The sequence below is a fragment of the Fictibacillus solisalsi genome (assembly GCF_900103485.1).
GTDB lineage: Bacteria > Bacillota > Bacilli > Bacillales > Fictibacillaceae > Fictibacillus_C > Fictibacillus_C solisalsi.
Genome location: NZ_FNHW01000001.1, coordinates 278,608 through 301,286, shown reverse-complemented (window position 1 = coordinate 301,286; position 22,679 = coordinate 278,608). Strand labels below are relative to the sequence as shown.

23 protein-coding genes are annotated in these 22,679 nt (G+C 44.0%); 8 read left to right on the top strand and 15 right to left on the bottom strand.

The window, feature by feature from the left end; translation table 11 throughout:
* The first annotated feature begins 69 nt into the window (after positions 1 to 69).
* Complete coding sequence (locus tag BLT53_RS01520) at positions 70 to 1,359, top strand: phytoene desaturase family protein (RefSeq protein WP_090232249.1); 1,290 nt, start codon at positions 70 to 72, stop codon at positions 1,357 to 1,359.
* 1 nt (position 1,360) lies between these two features.
* On the top strand, positions 1,361 to 2,233 hold the full coding sequence (locus BLT53_RS01515) for an RNA polymerase sigma-70 factor (RefSeq protein ID WP_090232248.1): 873 nt from the start codon (positions 1,361 to 1,363) through the stop codon (positions 2,231 to 2,233).
* A 585-nt stretch (positions 2,234 to 2,818) separates the two neighbouring features.
* Here the strand turns inward: BLT53_RS01515 and BLT53_RS01510 are convergent.
* Entirely contained in the window at positions 2,819 to 3,154 is a 336-nt protein-coding gene (locus tag BLT53_RS01510) for a 2Fe-2S iron-sulfur cluster-binding protein (RefSeq protein WP_090232246.1), read from the bottom strand.
* A gap of 171 nt (positions 3,155 to 3,325) precedes the next feature.
* Between BLT53_RS01510 and nadX the strand changes: the two genes are divergently transcribed.
* A complete protein-coding gene (nadX, locus tag BLT53_RS01505) occupies positions 3,326 to 4,129 on the top strand; it encodes an aspartate dehydrogenase (protein WP_090232244.1) in 804 nt (267 codons plus the stop codon).
* Positions 4,130 to 4,161: 32 nt separating this feature from the next.
* Here the strand turns inward: nadX and BLT53_RS01500 are convergent, their stop codons facing one another.
* From BLT53_RS01500 to BLT53_RS01460, 9 genes are all read right to left on the bottom strand, one after another.
* Complete coding sequence (locus BLT53_RS01500; RefSeq protein ID WP_090232242.1) at positions 4,162 to 4,833, bottom strand: GntR family transcriptional regulator; 672 nt, start codon at positions 4,831 to 4,833, stop codon at positions 4,162 to 4,164.
* A gap of 78 nt (positions 4,834 to 4,911) precedes the next feature.
* Entirely contained in the window at positions 4,912 to 5,448 is a 537-nt protein-coding gene (locus BLT53_RS01495) for a chromate transporter (RefSeq protein WP_090232241.1), read from the bottom strand.
* Entirely contained in the window at positions 5,445 to 6,041 is a 597-nt protein-coding gene (locus BLT53_RS01490; protein ID WP_090232239.1) for a chromate transporter, read from the bottom strand. The genes BLT53_RS01495 and BLT53_RS01490 overlap by 4 nt, the downstream gene beginning before the upstream one ends.
* A gap of 72 nt (positions 6,042 to 6,113) precedes the next feature.
* Complete coding sequence (locus BLT53_RS01485) at positions 6,114 to 6,593, bottom strand: GlcG/HbpS family heme-binding protein (protein WP_090232238.1); 480 nt, start codon at positions 6,591 to 6,593, stop codon at positions 6,114 to 6,116.
* Positions 6,594 to 6,613: 20 nt separating this feature from the next.
* On the bottom strand, positions 6,614 to 8,074 hold the full coding sequence (locus BLT53_RS01480) for an aldehyde dehydrogenase family protein (RefSeq protein ID WP_090232237.1): 1,461 nt from the start codon (positions 8,072 to 8,074) through the stop codon (positions 6,614 to 6,616).
* Positions 8,075 to 8,167: 93 nt separating this feature from the next.
* The gene (locus BLT53_RS01475; RefSeq protein WP_090232235.1) at positions 8,168 to 8,887 is read right to left on the bottom strand and encodes an iron-containing redox enzyme family protein; all 720 of its coding nucleotides are present in this window, start codon (positions 8,885 to 8,887) and stop codon (positions 8,168 to 8,170) included.
* 126 nt (positions 8,888 to 9,013) lie between these two features.
* Positions 9,014 to 10,483, bottom strand: a complete 1,470-nt coding sequence (locus BLT53_RS01470) for a hypothetical protein (protein ID WP_090232233.1) — start codon at positions 10,481 to 10,483, stop codon at positions 9,014 to 9,016.
* A gap of 37 nt (positions 10,484 to 10,520) precedes the next feature.
* The gene (locus BLT53_RS01465) at positions 10,521 to 11,282 is read right to left on the bottom strand and encodes a creatininase family protein (RefSeq protein WP_090232232.1); all 762 of its coding nucleotides are present in this window, start codon (positions 11,280 to 11,282) and stop codon (positions 10,521 to 10,523) included.
* A gap of 27 nt (positions 11,283 to 11,309) precedes the next feature.
* A complete protein-coding gene (locus BLT53_RS01460; protein ID WP_090232230.1) occupies positions 11,310 to 11,642 on the bottom strand; it encodes a 2Fe-2S iron-sulfur cluster-binding protein in 333 nt (110 codons plus the stop codon).
* Between the two features lie 240 nt (positions 11,643 to 11,882).
* Between BLT53_RS01460 and BLT53_RS01455 the strand changes: the two genes are divergently transcribed.
* On the top strand, positions 11,883 to 12,215 hold the full coding sequence (locus BLT53_RS01455; RefSeq protein ID WP_090232228.1) for a hypothetical protein: 333 nt from the start codon (positions 11,883 to 11,885) through the stop codon (positions 12,213 to 12,215).
* Between the two features lie 43 nt (positions 12,216 to 12,258).
* Here BLT53_RS01455 and BLT53_RS01450 read toward each other — a convergent pair whose 3' ends face one another.
* Positions 12,259 to 13,635 carry a hypothetical protein gene (locus tag BLT53_RS01450; protein WP_090232227.1) on the bottom strand — a complete coding sequence of 459 codons (1,377 nt, stop codon included), beginning with the start codon at positions 13,633 to 13,635 and terminating at the stop codon, positions 12,259 to 12,261.
* Between the two features lie 181 nt (positions 13,636 to 13,816).
* On the opposite strand from BLT53_RS01450, the gene BLT53_RS01445 reads away from it, so the two are divergent.
* Both BLT53_RS01445 and BLT53_RS01440 read left to right on the top strand, forming a co-directional pair.
* Positions 13,817 to 14,560 (top strand): alpha/beta fold hydrolase, encoded by a 744-nt coding sequence (locus BLT53_RS01445; protein ID WP_090232226.1) that lies wholly within the window; start codon positions 13,817 to 13,819, stop codon positions 14,558 to 14,560.
* Positions 14,561 to 14,792: 232 nt separating this feature from the next.
* Positions 14,793 to 15,314 carry a YfiT family bacillithiol transferase gene (locus BLT53_RS01440; RefSeq protein ID WP_090232224.1) on the top strand — a complete coding sequence of 174 codons (522 nt, stop codon included), beginning with the start codon at positions 14,793 to 14,795 and terminating at the stop codon, positions 15,312 to 15,314.
* 4 nt (positions 15,315 to 15,318) lie between these two features.
* On the opposite strand, the gene BLT53_RS01435 is transcribed toward BLT53_RS01440, so the two are convergent.
* Positions 15,319 to 15,981, bottom strand: coding sequence for an O-methyltransferase (locus BLT53_RS01435; RefSeq protein WP_090232223.1), 663 nt, complete (start codon positions 15,979 to 15,981; stop codon positions 15,319 to 15,321).
* Between the two features lie 541 nt (positions 15,982 to 16,522).
* Between BLT53_RS01435 and BLT53_RS25310 the strand changes: the two genes are divergently transcribed.
* The gene (locus BLT53_RS25310) at positions 16,523 to 16,774 is read left to right on the top strand and encodes an anti-repressor SinI family protein (RefSeq protein ID WP_280138816.1); all 252 of its coding nucleotides are present in this window, start codon (positions 16,523 to 16,525) and stop codon (positions 16,772 to 16,774) included.
* Between the two features lie 120 nt (positions 16,775 to 16,894).
* Positions 16,895 to 17,074 carry a hypothetical protein gene (locus BLT53_RS01425; RefSeq protein ID WP_090232220.1) on the top strand — a complete coding sequence of 60 codons (180 nt, stop codon included), beginning with the start codon at positions 16,895 to 16,897 and terminating at the stop codon, positions 17,072 to 17,074.
* A 52-nt stretch (positions 17,075 to 17,126) separates the two neighbouring features.
* On the opposite strand, the gene BLT53_RS01420 is transcribed toward BLT53_RS01425, so the two are convergent.
* From BLT53_RS01420 to BLT53_RS01410, 3 genes are all read right to left on the bottom strand, one after another.
* On the bottom strand, positions 17,127 to 17,897 hold the full coding sequence (locus BLT53_RS01420; protein ID WP_090232218.1) for an alpha/beta fold hydrolase: 771 nt from the start codon (positions 17,895 to 17,897) through the stop codon (positions 17,127 to 17,129).
* A gap of 77 nt (positions 17,898 to 17,974) precedes the next feature.
* A complete protein-coding gene (locus BLT53_RS01415; protein ID WP_090232217.1) occupies positions 17,975 to 19,225 on the bottom strand; it encodes an MDR family MFS transporter in 1,251 nt (416 codons plus the stop codon).
* A 263-nt stretch (positions 19,226 to 19,488) separates the two neighbouring features.
* Positions 19,489 to 22,656 carry a DEAD/DEAH box helicase gene (locus tag BLT53_RS01410; RefSeq protein ID WP_090232215.1) on the bottom strand — a complete coding sequence of 1,056 codons (3,168 nt, stop codon included), beginning with the start codon at positions 22,654 to 22,656 and terminating at the stop codon, positions 19,489 to 19,491.
* Between the last annotated feature and the right edge of the window lie 23 nt (positions 22,657 to 22,679).

The following is a 22,679-nucleotide window of genomic DNA, read 5'->3' as shown; positions in this document are numbered from 1 at the left end:
TTCCTTGCTTATGTCACAGCGATCCCTTCTTTCTCGTCTTATTGATAAAACAGAAAGAAGGGATTTATAATGAAAAAATATGAAGCAGCCATTATTGGCGGAGGGCTTTCCGGGCTGACGGCAGCCGTTTACTTGGCGAAAGCCGGTATTCAAACCGTCATTATTGAAAAGGGAAAAGAAGTGGGAGGCCGGGCACAAACCGTTAAGAAAAAAGGAGCTTATCTTAATCTTGGGGCACATGCTCTTTATAAAGGAGGCGAGGCGGAGGCGATATTGCATGAGCTTGGAATTGAACCTCAAGGAGGAACACCAGGGACAAAGGGCAGCGCCATTTGGAATCAGTCCATCCGTCCTCTGCCCCATCACCTCTCCTCTCTTTTCTCCACAAAGCTCTTTTCCTGGAGCGGCAAAATGGAATTTGGCAAAGTGATGATGAAACTTACTAAATTAAATCCGGAAGCTGTCGGCTCGGTAAACCTGCGTGAATGGGCAGAGAATGAAATTACCGACCCCATGGTCAGGCATACCTTTTACGCTTTGTGCAGAACATCCACCTATTGCATTGAACCCGAAAAGCTGAGTGCCCGAAATGTGCTGGCCCAGGTCCAAAAAGGATTAAGAGGGGTGCTGTACATTGATGGCGGATGGCAGACCATGGTTGGCGCGTTAAAAACAATAGCCGTTGATGCTGGAGCAACCGTTATAGAGCATCAATCCGTTGATTCTGTAAAAAAGGATAACCAGTTTATGCTTTCGCTTAAAAACGGAGAGAAACTTGAGGCTTCCTACGTGATTTCAACCGCTGGTCCTGAACAAACGTACACCTTGATGAAGGGCGCTGAAGATACTTCACTGGATACCTGGAGGAAACGTGTCAAACCCGTTTATGCGGCCTGTCTCGATGTCTCTTTGCGTCACCTTCCACAGCCCAACGAACAGTTCGCCATTGGTATCGATCAGCATATTCTCTTTACCAATCAATCCCGGGCAGCAACAGTAAGCGAAGATGGCTCTTCTGTCATCAGTGTACTTAAATATTTGGGTACAGAGACAACTCACGACCCTGAGGAGGATAAACTAGAGCTTGAGAGAACCATGGACCTGATGCAGCCTGGCTGGAGAAATGAATTGGGTGCTTATCAATTTTTACCCCGCATCGCTGTCGTACAGGGTTCCTGTGCAATGATGGATTATGTTCCTTATGGTCCTTCAGTTCCAGAGCTGCCTGGTTTTTATGTAGCAGGAGACGGGGCTGGCCACACCGAAATGCTAGTAGATGCGGCATTCGCCAGTGCAAAAAGAGCCGCTTCAGCAATTATTCAAAAGTATGGCAATCTAAGAATTCGGAAGGAGGCCTAACGTGGAGCCATTACAATCAGAACAACTTTTTACCGATCACAGGCCACTGCTTTTTTCGCTGGCCTACCGTATGCTTGGCAGTGTACAGGATGCTGAGGATATCATTCAGGATGTGTTCATTGCTTTGAATGACAAAGATACCGGGCACATTCAAAATCAGAAGGCCTATCTCTGTAAAATGGTGACCAACCGATGCATCGATCAGTTAAAATCGGCCCGCAATCAACGTGAACACTATGTAGGAACGTGGTTGCCTGAGCCTTTGCTTACGGACAACACGAGCCAAAATCCTTCTGATTACGTATCAATGCGGGAATCTGTATCCACGGCTTATTTGTTGCTGCTGCAGCAATTGTCAGAGACCGAACGGGCCGTTTTTCTTTTGAAGGAAGTCCTTGATTACAGTTACAAGGACATTGCTGATATTGTTGGAAAAAGCAGTTCCAATTGCCGGCAAATCTTTCATCGGGCGAAAAAAAGCATCGGTCCACCACCCCAGGAACACAAAATCACTCAAAAAGGAAAGCTGCTCACAGAGCAATTCTTTGAAGCGCTTATGAAAGGCGACACAAGTAAACTTCTTAACCTGCTGACTGCAGATGCGAGTCTTCTGACAGATGGCGGCGGCAAAGTAAAAGCGGCCATTTTCCCAATCTTAGGTGCCGACCGAATCGCCCGTTTTTATCTTGGAATCCGGTCAAAGCTGCCGGCAAATCTTACGTTTTCTTTTACCTCCGTCAATGGAATGCCCGGGGTCGTTCTCTCCTCCGAGAAACACGTCTATTCGGTTCTTTCCTTTGATGTCAGAGATAATAAAATACAGAACATCTATTCTGTTTTAAATCCAGAGAAACTGAGTCATATTGGTGTTTGAACAAAAGCCTGCTTTTTGAGAATGACTTTAGAATTTGTATTGAGAAAAGAAACATTTAATCACATTTATTTAAATGAAAATACCAATTTGGTATACAATCCGTTTATAAAACCTATAATCTTCTTATTTATTAATAAAAAAAGATTAATTTTGGTATACCATTTCACTAAATGATATTGATAATCAATTAGAATCAAAGTATACTGTAAGTAATCAATTGGTGGGAGGAATTCACATGTTTCGTTATTTATTTTACTCAAAAAAAGTTCAACAACTTGCGGATAGGAAGTTTCAGAATTTATATAGACTCATTAAATAAAAAATCCGCCAGGGCGGATTAAAAAACAATCCGCCTCTTAGAGAGCGGGCATAATTGCTGCCCGCCTCTTATATGGCGGATTTTTCTTTGTTTCTATAAGTAAAGGAGTGAGAATAAAAAAGTTTGTATTGTGCTTGTTTCCCGCAAAAATAGCATGGCTGCAATGGTAATATCTTTTTGACATGCGGAGCATCCAATTTACCCACACCATCCACTATATGTTTTTTACAAACTAGCACCGCTTTTTCATCCCTTTCACAGATTGATTATTTGGCTGCAGTCAATTTCACTATTTTTCTTTTTTGGACCATTTTTGTAATCTCTGGATCCCACGACAGAGATACATCTCCATTTACAAACGTCTGGCAGCCCAATCGGTAGCCTTGTTCCAAAAGCTCCTCACCTAGTTTTTTTTTCTCCGCAGGCTTCACTTTATCTACATTTTCCAAACCCTTTTCAATTTTACATACACAGGTTCCGCATGTTCCCCCGCCACAGCGGTTGGGAAGGTCCCCATCATATCGCAGGGACATTCTAAGTACACTTGAATGATCAGGAACTTCAAACTCTTTATTACTCGTAATAAAATGGAGTTTTGGCATGTTTTTATTACCTCCTCATTCTCTTATGGTATACAATATACCATTAAAGGTAATCTTAAACAATAAGTTTTTATAATATTTTTACTATTTTAACGATTTATATTGACCCTTCTCTTTCTTTCGTTATACATTTAGTATACCAAATACCATTTTGCAAAGGACGGTGTTGTTGTGTTGAATGTCGGCCTCATTGGATATGGAGCAATCGGGCAGGATATCGCTTCCTATTTTCAGGATTATTTAAAAGGTGCAAGATTAAAAGGAATTCTGGTTCGCTCTCCAGACAAATTGCGGAATCTCTCACAGGAGGAATGGATGATTACCCACCAACCGGATGAATTCTTTGCCAACAAATATGATGTCATTATTGAAGCAGCCGGCCATCATGCTTTGGAGACCTATGGAGTCCAGGCCCTTTCAACTGGAGCTCATCTGATCATCGTTTCTGTGGGGGCTTTACGTGATGGACACCTTCTTCAATTACTAAAGGAAACGGCTAATTCAAACCAATCAAAGTTGATTATTCCTTCCTCCGCTATTGGCGGGCTCGACAGGATCACCGCTGCATCAATCGGACGATTGGACAGTGTGACACTCACTACGAGGAAACCACCGCAGGCCTGGAAGGGAACCTTTGTTGAGGATAAGATCGATCTTGCAGCACTTGTGGAACCGGTCTGTGTGTTTGAAGGAAATGCCAATGAGTCTGCCCGGCTTTTTCCTGAAAGTGTAAACGTTTCAGCTGCACTTAGTTTGGCAGGCCAAGGGTTCAACGAAACAAAAGTAAAAGTTTATGCAGACCCAACGATAGAGAAAAACAAGCATGAGGTGAGAGCCGTAGGTAATTTCGGCAGCATAACGCTGGAAGTTCAGAATACACCGTTTCCTGAAAACCCCAAATCGAGCTATATCGTTTCGATGAGTGTCATCAAAGCATTGGAAAATTTGTTTTCCCCCATTGTGATTGGTATATAAAAAAGGGCAGAAAACGAAATCACCTTCGTTTTCTACCCTTTTTTATTTTGCTCCACATAATTAATGTAAGCTCTCTTTGAGTTTTCGATATGGATTTTGGTTAGATACTCGCCCATTTCAACATCTTTGTTTCGCACAGCTTTCATAATTTCCAGATGCTCTTTCATGGATTCTTCTTTTCTTCCGGGAGTCTCATAACTCGTGTTTGAAAAAATTCGGATGTAGTCCGTTAATCCCGTGAGCATCTCGTACAGTTTTGGACTTTTTGCTGCTTTATGCAAAATCTGATTCGTGTCCAGGTGAAGGTCGGATACTTCTTCTTCAGACAAACCTTCCAAATTCTGAAGTTTCTCGATGACCTTGTCGAATTCCAGCTGTGTTTTTTCATCCATTTTTTGAGCTGCCAGCTTTGAAGCGAGTACTTCCAAAGAAGATAATATCGTAAAAACTTCCACTACTTCGTCCTCACTGATTCGTTCAACAACGACTCCTTTACGGGGTACTGTTTTTACAAACCCTTGTGACTCCAGCCGGAAGAGCGCCTCACGTATGGGGGTTCTGCTAATGTGGAGCTTATCAGCCAGTTCCCGTTCAACCAGCCGGTCGCCTGCCTGATACTCCCCATTTAGAATCATATCTTTTAAATAGCGGTATGCACGTTCACGAATCGAAAGTAAGTCTTCTTCAGCCCACCTGCTCTGCATGTATAACCCACCTACTGTCTGAAAATTGTATACCAATTATATCTTGTTTTCTGTTCAGAAACAATGTTTCCATTGTTTTCATATGTGGGAGAGAAAGAACCCTCCATAAAAAAGGGAGGCGACAATGACGATTGCCGGGTGAATTTTCATTCTCTCCATGGCAAAATAGCTGCCTGCTCCAAGTAGAATCAGGTGAATCCAACCCATTTCCTCAAATGCGGATAATAAAAATTGGTATGCCAAAACAGCAAGAAGCACCGCAATGACGGGTTGAACTGACCTTGTCATCCATTGGATCTGCAAGGCGTCCTTAAAACGGTTGGCAAACGTAAATAATAAAATGACAGCAATAGCTGAAGGTCCAATGGTCGCAAGAAGGGCTAGCACAGCACCCAGTACACCGCCAACCTCGTAGCCGACATAGCCGCCCATTTTTGTTGCAATCGGACCTGGCAGAACATTAGCCATGGCTAACAGATCTCCAAATTCTTTATTTGTCATCCATCCATAATGTTGTACCACCTCATTTTGGATCAAAGGAATCGTTGAAGGTCCTCCACCATAACCAAGCAAGTTAGCGACAAAAAATGCCCAAAAAATATGTAAATAGATCATAGCTGCCGTTCCCTTTTCTGCATGACCGGGCGTTTCCATCCGTCTGCTTTCTTGATTTTATAGGTTGATAGAATAAATGCACCTGACAAAAACAAGCCAATGACAATACCAGGATGCAAGGAAATAATTTGAAGAAGAAGGAAAGCCAGAACAGCAAAGACTCCCATCCACTTGGTCCCCATCGTTTTTCTGCTTTTCGCCAAAAATTGAAATGCTAAAACAGCAAGCATCACACCAATAACAGGGCTCACCCCCGCTACCATCCCCTTGACAACCGGGGAATTCCTAAACGAATACAGGAAGCCCAGTAGAACCATCATCGCAATACTTGACGGAAGGATATGTGCAACAATTGCTACAAGCGCTCCAATGGAACCTTTCACTTTAAAACCGATATAAGCAGCCATTTTCGTCGCGATTGGTCCTGGCAGGGTGTTGGCCAATGCCAGTGTGTCCCCGAATTCATCTGCGTTCATCCACTTATACTTTTTAACGGCTTCATATTCAATAAGTGGAATGATGGAGGGACCGCCGCCATACCCTGTGACACCGGTCCTCGCAAAGCCAATACATAGATCTAAATAAGCTCTCATACTCAATCCCCCTTTAGAACTGGCAGCTAATGGCCAAAGGGCCGCCGTCATATTCGTGGCAGCCCTTATCTGTTATCGTTTTATATCGGCATCTGCTGCAACTTCATGCCCCTCTTTTGAAAGATGCTCCCGTAATGCTTGCAGCGCAGCCACTCCGACCGCTGTATCCTGTTCGCCGTTGCCTCCGCTGATCCCAATGCCCCCAATGACCTCTCCGTCAACAACGATGGGAAATCCGCCAACAAATATTGCAAACTTTCCATCCAGCATGTGCTGAATCCCAAACGCCTCATTACCAGGCAAAGCTGGCCCATTCGGCTCTTTGTTAAATAGATGCGTAGAACGTTTATGGCCTGCAGCGGTGAAACCTTTTGCTATGGCAATTTCCGGACCGGTAATTCTTGCGCCATCCATTCTCTCGAGAAGAATCGGATACCCGCCGTCATCGACTACAACGATGGTTTCCAGCACGTTAATTTCCTCCGCTTTTTTTACAGCGGCTTCCATCAAGATTCTAGCTTCTTTCATTTCAAGTTTGAGTGCCGTTTTCATTATGCTGCCCCCTCCCCTTTTTAATGTCCGTAATAAACGGTTTTCGTTTGTGTAAAAAATTCTAGGCCCACTCTTCCTGATTCACGAAAGGTGGATGTGCTGGATTTTTTGATACCGCCAAAGGGGGCATTCATAAGATTCCCCGTGGTCGTACGGTTGGATTTGACGGTTCCGGCTTCCGCTTCCTTTAGAAACCGCTCGATATAATGGACCTGGTTGGTGACAATAGCAGCAGAAAGACCGTATTCCACGTTATTTGCAATCGAAACCGCTTCTTCGTAATTTTCTGCTTCAATCAGGCAGATCACGGGGCCGAAAATCTCTTCTTGCTCAATCCTCATTCCAGGCTTCACATTGGTAAAAACGGCCGGGCTTACAAAGTACCCGTCATCATAACCAGTACCCGTCAGCTGCTCTCCCCCGCATAATAATTCGGCGCCTTCACTCCTGCCGATTTTTATATAATCAAGAACATTCTTTAGCTGTTTTTCATTGGCCAACGGCCCCATGAAGACACCCTTGGTAAAGCCATTTGCAACTGTAAGCTCTTTGGTCTTCTGTATAAGACGGTTTGTAAACTCTTCCTTGACGCTTTTTATGACAATCACCCGGCTGGTTCCTGTACAAGCCTGTCCGCTTAAACCAAAACCGCCATTGATAGTCAGTTTGACCGCTTCATCTAAATCGGCATCCTCCATAACGATGAGAGGATTCTTTCCTCCGAGCTCCATTTGGGTCCTCGTTGTCAGGGCAACAGATCTGTGAATTTGTTCACCTGCCCCTGTTGAACCTGTAAATGTGACTCCTCTTACCGCTGGATGTGTGACAAGAATATCCCCAATTTCATTTGATGAACCTGTAACAAAATTGAGCACTCCTTTAGGAAGGCCAGCTTCATGTAAAGCTTCTGCCAGCCTGAAACCGACGAGCGGAGAATCAGAGGATGGCTTGAAAACAACCGTGTTTCCTGTTATCAGGGCGGGGGCGATTTTACGCGCGGGAATGGATAGCGGAAAGTTCCATGGTGTAATAACAGAAATGACACCTAAAGGCTCCTTTATGGTATACACTCGTAAGTTCGGATCATCGTTCGGAAAGGTTTCTCCCGTGTAGCTTATGCCTTCCACCGCATAGTAACGAAGCGTTTCGGCGGAACGCTTAACTTCATTTAAGCTTGCGCCTATCGGTTTCCCTACTTCACGGGTTAATTCTTCCGCGATTTGCTTGGATCGGCTGTTGAGAAGATCTGCTGCTTTTGTTAATATGGCAGCGCGCTTGGAAGGCGATGTCTTGGACCAGGAACGAAAGGCACTCCTTGCTGCCTCAAGTGCCTTTTTTGCGGTTTCCTCACTGGATGACTGAAAATGACCGACAATATCGCTGCGATCTGCAGGATTTATACTGGAAAACACGTTTTCTTCTTCTACCCATTCGCCATTGATATAGTTTCCAAAGGACTTTACTGCTGTGGTTGTTGGCATGACGTACCTCCCTGCTTCATCTAATGAAAAATGAGGGCAGTTCCTCTCAATGAGAAACTGCCTGATATTTGCTTGTTCGCTTTAAAAAACGGATTAGGATTGTACGGTTTCAAGGTCCTTGGCTACATAAGTGTTATACAGCCCGTCCATATACATTCTCCGCATCTTGGCTCCGGTTCGAACCACTTCCAGGCATTTCTGCTGCAGTTCTACCGTGTCTGCACATTCAAGAACGATTTTGTACCCGCGCTCTCCATGAATTTCATCTGACACGATATGTAGATCAAAAAACTCGATCTGCTCATCGTCAAATCCATATTTTTCTCGAAGAATAGGAGTCTGCTTTCGGTAAATGTCCGGAACCTGGGATTCCAAACCAACAACCAGAGCTGCCGTCGCAACAACAAAATTCTCTCTCATCGCAATAGAATAGCACCAGCTTTGCAATCCTAAGGTAGTAGGCGCCATATTGTTCGGATCTTCTACCCGTTCACGGGTGGTTCCACAAGTTTCTGCAAACCGGATGAGAAGATCGGTATGTCGGTCTGCAGCAAGTTCTTCTTCGTACATATTTTGAAGGGTGAAGTCTTTTGCTTCTGTATATTTCTCAGGGGTATGAGCGTAAATATAAGCGAGATAATCAGCGAATGGTCCTACATAGTGATAATGATTTTCTGCCCATCTGGCAAAATGCTCACGAGCTAGCTTTCCAGTTGCCCATGCTTCAGTAAAAGCTGCTTTCTGACTGTGATTCCCTTTAATCGCCTCTTCCAACTGCTTGCGAAACTCGTCCTTCGATAATAATTCAGCCATTATGAACTCCTCCTTTTAAATGTACATCACTACTTGGCATTTTGTATTTGGTATACCAACTGTCTTAATACTAACTCTGATCCGGAATGGGTGTCAACCTGTTTATTGAATTTTCTTACTATTTTTTCACCACATAAGTAAAGCTGTTAACGTAGCCACACATAATCCGATAATCACCGGGAAAAAATTCTTTCTTGCCAGTTCGATCACAGACACACCGCAAAAACCGGCCACTGCTACCAGGGACGACCATGCAATAAGCGTTCCCCCTCCAGTCCAAACCGCTCCCATTTGACCTATTGCAGCCAGTGTTGATGGCTCCACCCCTGTCCCATGATGGAGGGCACCAGATAATGCTCCGGTTAAAGGCAAACCGGCAAAGCCAGCTCCATCCAGTCCGGTAATGATACCCACAATTAAAATACCGAACCCTGTTATGAGTCCATTTTGTGGAATATAATTTTGTGCAGATTGAACGATATCAAACAAGAATGCAGGCTTTGCCCCATCGGCCGGCAAGGAAAGGATACTGGCAGCAAAATCACCGCTTCCTAAAAAGAAGAATCCTGCTATCGGAATAACTGGTCCCATCGCCCGAAACGCAAAGACAAAACCATCTGTAATATGATCACTGATTTTATCAAAGGCATGCATCCTGCCAAAGGCTATACTTGCGAGAACAAGGAGGACAATAGCAACTCCACCAATAAAAGCAGCACCATCCCCACCTTCAAGGCCAGTCATCTTGCTTCCCGAAAATTTCATAGAAAACATATAGATCATAACAGCAAGCATGGATAGTGGAACAACCACAGCAAAGATGCTGCCCCAGCGGTTCCTTTCTGTTTCAGATACATAGGAGTCTGCAGCAGCTGAAACCTCAGAAGCTGTTTCTGCCTCCATATTCATCTGGTATTCTGACACACTGTCCAGCAAGGATAAATTAGTTGTTTGGTCAGGCTGCTGAATGGTTTTCCTTTCCCTGACATACGTGATTGCCAATGCAGTGACACCAGTCATAAAAGAAAGGAACAGTGCTTTTGGTGCCACAGAAGCTGTACTGATCCCAGCTGCTTTTGCACTCAGCATTGGAGCTACCTGCATAATGTAATCGGATGAAAGTGCCATCCCTTGTCCAGCCATTGCAATGGCCATAGCCGCTGCCATCGGAGGAAGGCCGGCCCTTACTGCAGCAGGAACGAGCAAAGCACAAATTAATGGAACGGCCGGTGTCGGCCAGAAAAATAAGGAGACAACATACGTAATTACCGCAAGGCACAGGAAGGCTACGTGGCCATTCACCATAACTTTCTGTACCGGTGCGATCATTTTTTGATCTGCTCCAAGATCTTTCAGCGATTTAAGAAGCGCAACCATAAACGTAATGATTAGAAAGATACTGAATAACTCTTTTGCAGCAACAAGATTGGCATTAAAGACCGCTTTCAGCCCGCCGACAAAGGACCCGGTAAAGGTACCGGCAACAACCAGCGTGCCGAGCAGCGTAGGTAAAACAATGCCCTTTCTGAAAAGCATAATAACAATAACGGACACCGTGACCAGGGCATACATTCCATGCGCAAGTGTCAATGTCATACCTAGCACCCCTTTTGGTTATAAGTAGGTATATCTATTAAGCTTTTACTGCCGTGCTGATCAGTTCTTTTAGCGTTCGTTCTAAATTGTCCAATGCTTCTTCAACAATCTCTTTGCCGATGTCCTCATTCGCTTGCGTTGCATCCCCAATACATCCATTGACGGTCATTTCATCATAGGTATAAAACCCCTGCACCGGGCTGCTTGGCCGAAGGTTCCTCCATCTTCCTTCTTGTACAGATCCTTTTTCAAGTTTGCCCGTTCGGACTATAGATGGTGCCAGATAGAGGGCTTCTGACACTTCACGTTCACAGCTGTGTCCAAAGAGCGGAGAGTGTATATTTCTTTTGATGGCTTCTTTTGCAGAAGCGGTGGTTTTAGCATAATAAATGTTCACTCCGAGCTTTTGGGACAGTTCTGTGCTGGCTACACTGAGAGTGGACTGATTGCCGCCATGGGCATTCAGCAGTAAGAAATGGCTGATGCCGTGCTGCTTTAGAGATATAACCATGTCATGGATAATGGAAATTAAGGTGGAAGGCTGTAGTGCTATTGTTCCTGCAAAATTCATGTGGTGCGAAGACACACCCATTGAAATGGTTGGTGCAACCAATGCCTGCGGATAAAGCCTTTCCGCCAGGCGTATTGCCATCCTTTCCGCCAGCATGCCATCACAATTTTCTGTTAAATGCGGACCGTGCTGCTCGTGCGCACCGACAGGAATAATCGCCAGTTCGGTCGTTGTTAATGCTTCCTCTACTTCCGGATACGTCATTTCTGCTAAAACATAAGCATTCAAGACAGCTGCCTCCCATCTAAAGAAAAATTATCGCTCGGCCGTTTTGGAATATTGTATACCTTTTACCTTAAAATTTTTTTCCTGAATGAGTTCCAAATCCTCTGTTACTGTTAGCTGGCATGCCAGCCGATACCCTTCTTCAAGGTAATGACCGAGCATTTTTTCTTCTTTCCAATTGGGCGGATTCAATGCTTCTTCACCCTTTACGATTTTCGATACACATTTGGTGCACTTACCCATCCCACAGCCATAACGCAGTTTCGGGAACTGGTTCGTACCCGCCAAAACAACTAGATTACTATTCTCCTTTACCTCTTGCTCAATGATCTGGCCATCCTGAAGCAATCGTACGAATGGCATACACTTCACCTCTCTTAAGAAATTTAAAATATTCCAATTTTCTGAAACTTATTTTTGATTATAGCGAACGAGTTTTTAAATGTAAATGCCAAATCAAAGCAATAAAAGACAGAAACCTTAAAATTCTAACCATTTTACTAAATATTTTTTATTTTCTAAAAATATTTGATTTCTGCATTGCGCGTGAGTTATGATGTGATTATGGTATACAAAATACAATTTATTAGTTGAGGTGATGTTGTGGAGAAGTATATCGTTCTTACAAACAAAGAAACCTATCAGACTACCGTTAAAGGTGATGGCCTGGAACCTGTGGAAACCTATGATTTTTACTTTTTTGATAAGGTGAAAGCCTCGTACACCATTGCTAAAGTCACCAATGATCAACTAAGGATTGAGCTGTATGAGAACTACGAGGGCAAGGAATATGTTAACCAAATTCGGGTAAAATTCTTTGAAACCTTCGATACTGTGGAAGCAGCGAGAGAGGAACTGAATGAACTGGTAGCAGCTTCCGGTTCAGGACCCGACTCAAAGTATTCTAAATTGGTATTGGCTGAACCTGTATCTTAATACACCTTAAAAAGGACTTCCTAATTGGAAGTCCTTTTTTACGTTACACCAATTGCAGCACCAACAAAAAACTCATCAAAAGCAGCATATAACTAACGGTAAACCCTGCGTTCCAATTGGATATCCGGTAAGGGCTTTCGTTTGTAATTGAAGCCATCATACCAATGGTGGCATTAAAAGGCCCCATCAGGAAAGCGCCTACTGCACCGCCCAGCATCGCCACTGTCAGAAGCGGTGTTGCGATTTGAAGAGACGCTGGGTCGAGCGCTTCAGCCATAAGCGCTAGTCCAACTGCCGGATGCAAACCTGTAAATGCCAAAGCAAGCGGTACAAGAGGAATTAAAAGTAAAAAGACATGGCTCCCCACCCCGTCTTTTACAATTAGTAGCCCCTCATTAAGTACATGATCCACATTTGAAAACTTCATGGCTGAAATAAAGAACCCGGCACATAAGAAAATGATAAATTGTCCGCTTAATTTTACAATACTGGAGGAAAAATGGTGTTTCACTTCTTGGATAAACCCTTTTTGTTTATGAAGAATAAAGCTCCATAAAAAAGCAAAGGGAACCACATAAAGGGTGACAATAAACAAAAAATCAAACGGAAGCTTTTTCTCTGTAAACATGACCAGGCTGTTAAACACAAGAATCGCCAGCAGGATTTGCAGCAACTTTCCACTGCTGCCCTTGCTCTCACCTCTTACCGCTCCTGCTGCAATTTCATCCGCACCCAGAACTGCTGTCCGCCGTCTATTTTTAAAAATTAAAGCAGCCAGCAACCAATCTATGAGAAGGCCTGCGAAACTTAATGGAATCAGGTATTTAAGCATCTCTCCCCATGACACACCAGTCATATTGATAACGATCCCAACAATGGGAGTGACAGGCGTCCATAATAACGGCATGGCAAATCCATGGGTGATTGCTCTGCTCATAAACCGTTCCTCATGATGAATGTGATAGGTAGAGGCAGATGGACGAACAGAATAATAGGTCATCGGAAGACTTGCCAAATTCATAAAACTGCTGAAGAAATACGAAACGCCTGACGTTAAAAAATAGAGTTGTTTGGAATTATGAATTTTCCTCAAGATAATGCTCTGGATGGAGTGTGCATAATTGCCAAGCTGGATCGGAATTGCGAGGACAGGTACCAGCGCAAAAAGAGCAAGCAAGTTCATCATGGGACCTACCGATTGAATAAAATCTAATTCGTCTGCTCCGCTTCTCGCCAGCATGACAATCCCACTACTAATAAAAATACTGCTGATGACTTGAACCGTTCTGCTGACCTTGGTGAACGTTACTCCGACAATCAGGATACAAACCATGGATAAAGCAACCTTTACAGCGGTAGTCGGATAGAAGACCGACAGCAAATAAAGAATAATAGCTGCTAAAAATAGATATTTTCTCATTTTATCACCAAGTTGTCTTATTTTTCTGAAATTATATTACAAAGTGAGAACAATGAAAAGGAAAAAAGTTAGTGTAGAATCCAAGAGGATGCCTCTTTGGTTGTCAGAAGGTTAAAGTTTGTCCATACTAAAAAGGAGTAGTAGAACATAACTTAGCGAAAGAACATCTGGAGGATTCATCTTGAATAAGAAGGTAAAATTTGCATTCATTATTGTGTTGGTTGTGCTTATGGTTTATGCGGGCGGCTTTTTAATTTGGTCACAACAGACCTTTAAACCGACTTCGCAGCTAAACCATCTGGTCAACATAAAGCAGGAAGTACAGCATAAAGACGATCTCTATATTTACAAGCCGAAATCCAAAGACATCAAAGACGGCTTTATCTTTTATCCCGGAGCTAAGGTAGAGCCTGAAGCTTATTCCTATTGGGCGAAAAAACTCTCTGACGAAGGTTATCTCGTCATCATCCCTGAAATGCCACTGAATCTCGCGCTATTGGGGAAAAATAAAGCTGAAGAGGCGATGAGACTGTATCCTTCCATCAATAAGTGGTACATAGGCGGCCACTCTCTCGGTGGTCCTGCATCCGCCACCTACAGCCTGAAGCATCAGGAGAAGATCCAGGGCCTGATTTTCTTAGGTTCATACACGACTGAAAGCTCGGATTTATCAAAAGCCAAATTCCCTCTCCTTTCCATTACTGGAGAACGGGATGGCCTCAGTACCCCGGCCAAAATTAAGGGAAGCAAAAAATTCAATCCCATCGATACCACCTACCATGTAATAAAAGGCGGAAACCATGCCCAGTTCGGAATGTACGGTACTCAGGCCGGTGACAAAAAAGCCAGGATTTCAAATCAAAAACAGCAGGATGAGATTGTTAAAACCCTTCTCTCCTGGCTGAATAAACAAAACCAGCGTTGATGTACGCTGGTTTTTTCGTTAGTCGATTTAGAAATCAATATTTGCTTTTGTTTCTTCCACTTCCCTCGATAACCTTAATTCTCTGTCCCATTCAAGATAGACAACAAAATTAAAAAACTTAATGATAAACTAATGATATCGATTGGACCGCAAGTAAACATCAAAAAACCAGCCGTTCACCACGGCTGGCCCTTGGAAAATGTATATTTGGTCAGTGAAAGGAGACGTTCAAATGATGGATTTGCGCTATCCGATAGGATGGTTTGACATGAACCAGGAAATCACTTCAAAAGAGATCAACCAGTGGATTTCTGACATCGAATCCGCACCCCGAGAATTGAGAAAAGCGGTTAAAAACCTGAACGACCATCAATTGGATACTCCCTACCGTCCCGGCGGCTGGACGGCAAGGCAAGTCGTTCACCATCTTGCAGACAGCCACCTGAACAGCTATATCCGTTTCAAGCTCGCACTTACAGAAGAGAATCCTGTGATTAAGCCCTACGGGGAGGCTTTATGGGCGGAACTTCCTGACTCCAAACTTCCCATAGAAATCTCGCTGCATTTACTTGAAAACCTGCATGCCCGGTGGGGTGAGCTTCTTAAATCACTATCACCATGTGATCTGTCCAAAACATTTACTCATCCGGATTCAGGTGTGGTAACACTCGCCCAAAATATTGGTCTTTATTCCTGGCACGGCAGGCATCATATTTCCCATATTACTTCTCTTTGTATACGAGAAGGATGGTAATCTTTTATTTCACAATTCCCATCACAAAACCGTCATAGCCCTTGCTTCCAACCGTCTGCAGGGCTGTGGCTTCCATCCTGTTCTCTTTGGCCAATAGGTCAATGAGGGCCCGGGATCCTTGTACACTTACATCCTCACTTTTCTGATCTGCCACTCTTCCGTTTCGAACAACATTATCTCCAATAATAACGGTACCAGGCTCGGAATAAGCAAGAGCCCATTTTAGGTAATGGGGATTGTTTGATTTATCCGCATCAATAAAAATAAAATCAAAAGAGCTATATCCTTTATCTTTTAACATGGGCAGCGATTCAAGAGCAGGACCCACCATGATTTCAATTTTGGTTTCCAATCCCGCTTTTTTGATGTTTCCCCTGGCCACTTCTGCATGTTTCTGGCTGTATTCCAGCGTAACCAGCTTCCCGTCCTCAGGAAGGGCTCTTCCCATCCAAATGCTGCTGTAACCACCAAGTGTGCCAATCTCAAGGATACGTTTTGCTCCTTTTAATTTGGCCAGCAAATATAGGAACTTTCCCTGGGTAGGTGAAACATCGATCGCCGGCAGACCCGCTTCATGATTGGCTTGCAGGACATGTTCAAGAACCCTGTCCTGTTGGTGGAGACTGGATATGAAATACTCATCCACATTGCCCCATATATCTCTCATTCTGCTCCCTCCTTTATTACCACAACTCATATACATTCGCTTCGAATTCTTCCGTTCCCTTCTTTTTACATAAAAAGCTATATTTGTCGGCCTGTAGGTCTTTCTGATTAATTTTTTAGAATATTCTATGTTTAACGGAGACGTAAAGTTGAATAAAATTGTTCATTTATTGGCTAATTACGTAAATTTATTCCTAATTTTCATATTATTTAAAAACAGAGAACAGCAGTTAAAATAGGTCTAATTTACTATTAATTTATCCGTAAATCACACCGAAATAACTCTATATACCTAACTTACCCGACTTTTATAGGTATAAACGATCAATTTTATTTTTTACATATAAAGTTAATAGTTTCAAAAACATTCCAAATGTGCTAATCTATTATTAGAAAAGGCAGAAAGTCCTATTAAGAATTTGCAAAGATTGACGAAAGTGCCTGAGAAACCAGTTTTAAAGAGAGATTTCGGGAGTCACGTATCATCAGCAAGGCCTAATAAAACATCTAATCCTTTAAAACGAAAGGAAGTAAAATCAGTGATGAAACAACAGAATATGATTGCAAAAACAAAAGCTGTACATAAGAAGTTAATCGTGGCCACCCAACCATCACATCGCCTTTTGTCAATGAAAAAACCTACTGCACAGCATTCCAGATTGTTAGCCTATAAAATAATAAAAAAACCTGAGTTGTTTTTGGATCAGGAGTGGGTAAAACTCATTCATGAAGCAAAACAGATGGGACTGAGCCTCGATGAGGTCCGCTCCTTCATTCAATGCCCCACCCAATAAACGAACAATAAAAACGAGGCCGTAATGGTCTCGTTTTTTTATTTTTTGATCGAACCGACATTCCTCTTGTTCAATCTGTGATACAATGCTATAGCGTTCTTCGTGAAAGGAGGAGAGTCCATGGTCATATTGCTAACGCTTTTTACAGCGATCGTTGGAGGTATTCTTTTTCCGTTCATTTCCTATCTTGGGGACAGGAAGAAAGGTATTAAGCCGAAAAATCATTACATTATCCAAGGGGCACTCTTTGCGGCTGTGTTTTTTATAGTACTGATGACTGTAAAGCCGATAAGTAATTGAATACATATCCAACAGAAAACGCTGCTTAATGCAGCTTTTTTTTGTTGGTAAACTATAAAAATGCCATGACCACTTGTTTAAATCTTTCCGGTTCCTCGACACTTGGCGCATGCCCCGAATGTTCAAATTCAACAAAGGTGGCGTTCGGTATGAATTTTACAACTTCTCTGCCCTCCTTTGGCGGATTCAGTCCATCATACCTCCCATTAATTACTAGCGTTTCGGCCGTAACTTTATGTAACTGGGGGCGAAAATCGAAATTCTCCAGTGCTTTTCTGGCGGCTTCCTGCTGTTCCGGTGTAAGGACTGGCGCATCCTCGGCTACACGCTGTGACCACTCCCCGACCACCTCCAGTTTATGAAAAATATATTTGGAGAGGGCATACATCTGTTCTTCCTGCGTGAGGCCTTTTAGTTCATCCGCATGTTCAGCCTGGAGCCTTGCGGTGGAGGATGTCTTTCCATAAGCTTTCGGAACAACCAGAATCATTTTCTTAATCCGATCCGGAATGGAAACTGCCACTCCCTGTGCCACATAACTTCCCATAGAAGCACCTAACAAATGGGTTTTCTCAATGTTCAGATCATCCATGAACGCAATTACGTCCTGCACATGATCATCCAGCGTATAATGAGGAACTTTCTCCGACTTGCCGTGCCCCCTGGAATCCAGGGCAATAACCCGATACGATTTCTTTAACTCATTGATTTCGCTCTGGAACATATGATGGTCGCCACCAAGCCCATGCAGCAGGATAAACGGTTCCCCGCTGCCGTACTCTTCGTAATACAGCTGTACTCCATTTACGTTTATTTCCGGCATTTCATCTCCTCCTCGGATTTTCAATTCATTTCCATTATAATTCCTAAGATCATGTGGTTCACAGAAAACCATTCATTTTATGCACTGATTCCTTGCTGCTCTACATTCATTCGAAACAGCCGAATATATAGCATGATACTAATCAATGAAAATCCTAGTATGAGGCTGAATATTCCCATAGGGTGAAGCCAGCTGGAGAGAAAAACGGTTATAGGTGCCAAAAATTTTCCAATGGTGTTCTGCATGCTGTCAGCTGCCATGTATTGCCCCCTTGCATGGCCCGGAGCATAACGGCTGATAAAGCTTTGTGTCACCGGTGAACGGACCATTTCCCCAAAGGTAAAAATGATCGTGATTAAAAACAGATACCAAATGTTGCTGTTCACCCCGACAAAGAATGTTCCGGCACCTGCCAGCAGAGAGGAAAGGATAAATACATTTCGCTCTTTCCAATGCTGGAACCATTTCGTCACAGGCAGGATGAACACGACAAACAACAGGCCATTAAATCCTACCATCCATCCGAAGATCTCCTTGCCGCTCAGCATAAATGAATCCCCTTTCCACGAAAATAAAGCCTGCGAGGGTACGTGCTCCATGACATACACCGGCAAATACATATCCAGCTGCATAATCGGAATGAGGGCAAAAATGCCGGCAGCAATATAAACCATAAATACTTTATCCCGGAAAATGATGCCGTATCCCCGCCATTGTTCCTTTAAAACGTGTAAAACCGAACCTGATATACGCTCTTTGTTTAAAGAGAAAGGACGTGTTTCATGAACCAGACGGTTGATCGCGATAAAATACAAAAGTAATACGACGGTACAGGTCCACAAAAGTTCCTGGCGGTAATGAAAGAAGAAGATCGCTCCAAGCACTGGGCCAAGGACGGCTCCCACATTATTCGAAGTAGAAAATGTGGCAAAGACCCGGCGCAGATGCTGGGCCGGTACAAGGTCGGCGACCATGGCAGAACTGGCTGGACGGTAGATCGCGCCTCCAATTCCGATACCGATAAATGAGAAATAATCGATCCAATACGACGATGACAGCGCAAAGCAAGCGAACATTGCCGTTTGAAGTACAGTCCCGATCAGCATGACCGGACGCCGTCCCATCCGGTCCGCCATTGCTCCACCGAGCAGGCTTCCCAGCATACTGAAAACAGGAGGAACAGCCATTAACAGACCTGCCGTATGATATCCCAATGCTTCCCCAAAATATACAGTGATGAAAGGAAAGTACATCCAAAATAACAGGTTGAACAACCCTTCCCCCATTAACCTGACTTTTAGGTTAGTATCCCAAATAAAGTTCCCCATAACTCTCCCTCTTTCTGATGCTGTGTCATTTTCCCGGCCGGGTATAGATACTATAGAACAATTTTTCAAAAAGAAATAGACTTATAATTTTAAATGATTTATACTATTAATATGAAAGCCAAGGGTTGGGCCTTGTAGTTTAAATGTTACATAAAACGAACGTATGTTCTTTCAATATACCATCACGCTCATTAGAGGGTGCTTTTTTTATGCGTAAAAAAGCCCGGAAAGTGACATTAAATCCACCTTCCGGCCTTTTTCGGTCAAATCATTAGTATGTCCCGTATATCCTCTTCGGTCAGGGAAGCTGATGGTTTCTCACCAATCAGCTCCTCGATTAGGTTCTTCTTTTTATCCTGCAATTCATTAATTTTTTCTTCAATTGTGCCTCTGGCAACAAGCTTGATGACCTGTACGGCTTGAGTCTGTCCCATCCGGTGGGCACGGTCTGCCGCTTGTTCTTCCACCGCCGGGTTCCACCAAAGGTCGTAAAGAATGACCGTATCTGCACCTGTCAGGTTAAGACCGGTCCCTCCAGCTTTTAGGGAAATGAGAAACATGTCCCTTTCACCCGAATTAAACCGGTTGCACAATTCCACCCGTGTCATGGATGGAGTCTGCCCGTCCAAATAGAAAAAGGAAAGCCCTCTGGCATCCAGCTCCCTGCCGATTAAATCGAGCATTTTTGTAAATTGGGAGAAGATCAGCACCCGTCTCCCTGAAACCCTCGCTTCTTCCACGATCTGCAAAAGCTGATTGAATTTTGCGGACGACTCCTTGTATCCATCCACAAAAAGGGCTGGATGGCAGCATATTTGGCGCAGCCTCGTAAGACCCGCAAGAATTTTGATCTTGTTTTTCCGGAAGGTATCTTTATCCAGATGCTTCAGTGTTTCATGGCGAAGCTTGGCCAGGTAAGCGGCATACAGCTTCTTTTGTTCCGGCAGCAATTCCGAAGCCGCATTTGATTCCACTTTTTCAGGCAGTTCGGCAAGAACATCCTCTTTGACCCGCCTGAGCAAAAACGGTGAGATCCTACGGGACATCTTCTTCCTCGTGAGGTGGCTGAAATCCTTCAATCCGCCCAGAAGCTCCGGAAAAATCACATGGAAAATCGACCATACGTCCTCAATTGAATTTTCTACTGGCGTCCCTGTTAAGGCAAACCGGTGGTTCGCATCAATCTTTTTAACAGCCCGTGCCGTTTGGGTGATCGGATTCTTAAAGTACTGTGCCTCATCAAAAAACGCGATATGAAAGCTCTGCTTTTCATACCAGCCGGTATCTTTGCGCAGCAGCGGGTATGAGGTAATGATTACGTCCTTGCCGTCGGTGTTTTTTAGGATACGGCTTCTTTCCTGTTGACTGCCGTCCACGACAACCGCTTGAATATCCGATGCAAACGTTCGGCATTCACTGAGCCAGTTGTAGGTTACAGAGGACGGGCAGACGATGAGTGCCGGTTTCTTTGTTTTCCGAATCGTTGTCAATTCTGAAACGATGAACGCCAGGCTTTGGATCGTCTTCCCCAGCCCCATATCATCCGCAAGGATACCGCCAAATCCAAAGCTTGCCAGCGTTTTCATCCATTGATATCCCTGCTTTTGGTAATCCCTTAGAACGTTTTCCCATCCTTCAGGCAGATCGAATGGATCCCGGTCCCGATTTTTCAGATGGTGAAGAAAATCGGTAAACGATTTTTCCAGGGCAAAGGCCGAGTCATCAGCGGCATCCATCAGCTGCAGCCCTTTAATTATCGGGACCTCGAACCCTTTCTCAAAGTCCTTCTTCTGTTCCGGAACAGCATGCAAAAACCGCTGGATTTCTTCATATTCCCTAGTTTCTAATGAAAGAAGGGCTCCGTTCTTCAGCCGGTGATATTTTCGTTTTTCTTCGAGTGCCCAAAGAATATCACTGATTTCTTTTTGAGGGATGCCGTCCAAATCGAACTTGAATTCCAGCCAGTTGGTCCGCTCCTTTTTATGCTTCACCCTGATCTGCGGAGGCGGACTTTTGCGGATGATTCGGTTTCGTACCGACGTGGTCGCATAAATTTGGACAAACTTTTGAAGCCGGGGCATCTCGTGATAGAGAAATTCATACTCCAATTCTTCATTGTGCAAATAATAGCCGCCGTCCGTTTTGGCAAACTGGCTCTCTTCCATAATCTTAAGGATTCGATTTTCCTTTTCAAGATCGCGAATGATGGTTGAATGTTCTCTTTGACTGTTTTCTTCCAGCGGGTTGATGATCACATGGTCATAGTGAAATTCCACTCCCGCCAGGAGACGGTTTTTTACCCGGTCCAAGTAAAGCTTCGCGGTCAAAGGAGTTTTGGCGAACTGTTTGGCCAGAGCGTCTGACAGCTTCACTTCCCCGAGCCTCTTCAGCCCCGGAACTACTTTTTCCAAAAACATGGCCATCTGCGGTTTTGGAATGGGAATGATTTCTGTCGCCGAAGCTTTCATCATGCGCTTAAGTTCTGACAGGCGCAGGCAGTCCTCTTCATTTAACGAAAACAGTTTACCGTGCGACAAAACGAGCCCGTAGGCACTCAACACCACCATTTGTTTTAACCCCTGAATCTTCAGCTGATACCGGCCGCCTTCTGCCTCGGAGAAAACGAACGATAAAGAAAGCGGCTCACTCACTGTGCTTATCCCCTCATACGTTGTATCCGCATGCTGCAGCTTTACAAAGTGCGCTTTTTCCAGCAGTGGTTGCAGTTTCACCCAGGAAGACGGCGGAATAACGAGCGTGTCCGGGTGAAGTGCCTTCCTGATTGTTCCCATACTTTCCATGTACACCCGTTCATCCTGCATGACATGGATCAGCTGCTCGATAACTTCATTCGTCCCTTTTTCGAAACAATGCTGATGGGGATCGAAGGTGAACGAGAGAGAAATCGGGCTTGAAACTCCTTTCTGCCATTCCTTGAGGACCTCACGAATATTTTTTACCGGGTAGGGTCCCACCTTAACCCCCACTTCCATCAAATACTGATCCTGCTCCATCCTTACCGGCCTGCAGGTAAAGACCGCATTCAATACTTTTCTTTTTTCAAAATATAGCTGTTGGCCGCTAGAGATTCTTCTCTTGTTTTCGAATAAATTCAGAAAATCCTCTGTCAGCCTATCATTGTTATCCGTCTTTTGACGTTCAGCCACACTCAGCAGAACGGCAGCGACGTGTTGGCATTCTTTTTGAAAGGAAGCAAGCTTGGGACAGGAGCAGGAAGTACGGAAGCTTTCCTCGCCTTCCAGTTCGACCGTCACATGAAAGTCTTCCGTGCCTCTTACCTTCGCCTCGCATACATCCGGTTCAAAACGGGTAATCTCCACTTTTCGATTGCGATAAAAAGAGTCTCCCTTTTTAAAGGAGACCGCCCCGCACCGTTCTTTGATGGTGGATGGGTTTACCTTAATATTCACTTGGCTTCGGCTCCTTTCCTGAG

What these genes read in the sequence shown, in the direction of transcription:
- BLT53_RS01440 (WP_090232224.1), top strand. Translation starts at nt 14,793, where the DNA reads ATGATGGATTTGCGCTATCCGATAGGATGGTTTGACATGAACCAGGAA.
- BLT53_RS01495 (WP_090232241.1), bottom strand. Translation starts at nt 5,448, where the DNA reads ATGATCTATTTACATATTTTTTGGGCATTTTTTGTCGCTAACTTGCTT.
- BLT53_RS01460 (WP_090232230.1), bottom strand. Translation starts at nt 11,642, where the DNA reads ATGCCATTCGTACGATTGCTTCAGGATGGCCAGATCATTGAGCAAGAG.
- BLT53_RS01490 (WP_090232239.1), bottom strand. Translation starts at nt 6,041, where the DNA reads ATGAGAGCTTATTTAGATCTATGTATTGGCTTTGCGAGGACCGGTGTC.
- BLT53_RS01480 (WP_090232237.1), bottom strand. Translation starts at nt 8,074, where the DNA reads ATGCCAACAACCACAGCAGTAAAGTCCTTTGGAAACTATATCAATGGC.
- BLT53_RS01450 (WP_090232227.1), bottom strand. Translation starts at nt 13,635, where the DNA reads ATGAGAAAATATCTATTTTTAGCAGCTATTATTCTTTATTTGCTGTCG.
- BLT53_RS01435 (WP_090232223.1), bottom strand. Translation starts at nt 15,981, where the DNA reads ATGAGAGATATATGGGGCAATGTGGATGAGTATTTCATATCCAGTCTC.
- BLT53_RS25310 (WP_280138816.1), top strand. Translation starts at nt 16,523, where the DNA reads ATGAAACAACAGAATATGATTGCAAAAACAAAAGCTGTACATAAGAAG.
- BLT53_RS01520 (WP_090232249.1), top strand. Translation starts at nt 70, where the DNA reads ATGAAAAAATATGAAGCAGCCATTATTGGCGGAGGGCTTTCCGGGCTG.
- BLT53_RS01485 (WP_090232238.1), bottom strand. Translation starts at nt 6,593, where the DNA reads ATGAAAACGGCACTCAAACTTGAAATGAAAGAAGCTAGAATCTTGATG.
- BLT53_RS01415 (WP_090232217.1), bottom strand. Translation starts at nt 19,225, where the DNA reads ATGGGGAACTTTATTTGGGATACTAACCTAAAAGTCAGGTTAATGGGG.
- BLT53_RS01470 (WP_090232233.1), bottom strand. Translation starts at nt 10,483, where the DNA reads ATGACATTGACACTTGCGCATGGAATGTATGCCCTGGTCACGGTGTCC.
- BLT53_RS01510 (WP_090232246.1), bottom strand. Translation starts at nt 3,154, where the DNA reads ATGCCAAAACTCCATTTTATTACGAGTAATAAAGAGTTTGAAGTTCCT.
- BLT53_RS01500 (WP_090232242.1), bottom strand. Translation starts at nt 4,833, where the DNA reads ATGCAGAGCAGGTGGGCTGAAGAAGACTTACTTTCGATTCGTGAACGT.
- BLT53_RS01425 (WP_090232220.1), top strand. Translation starts at nt 16,895, where the DNA reads ATGGTCATATTGCTAACGCTTTTTACAGCGATCGTTGGAGGTATTCTT.
- BLT53_RS01420 (WP_090232218.1), bottom strand. Translation starts at nt 17,897, where the DNA reads ATGCCGGAAATAAACGTAAATGGAGTACAGCTGTATTACGAAGAGTAC.
- BLT53_RS01475 (WP_090232235.1), bottom strand. Translation starts at nt 8,887, where the DNA reads ATGGCTGAATTATTATCGAAGGACGAGTTTCGCAAGCAGTTGGAAGAG.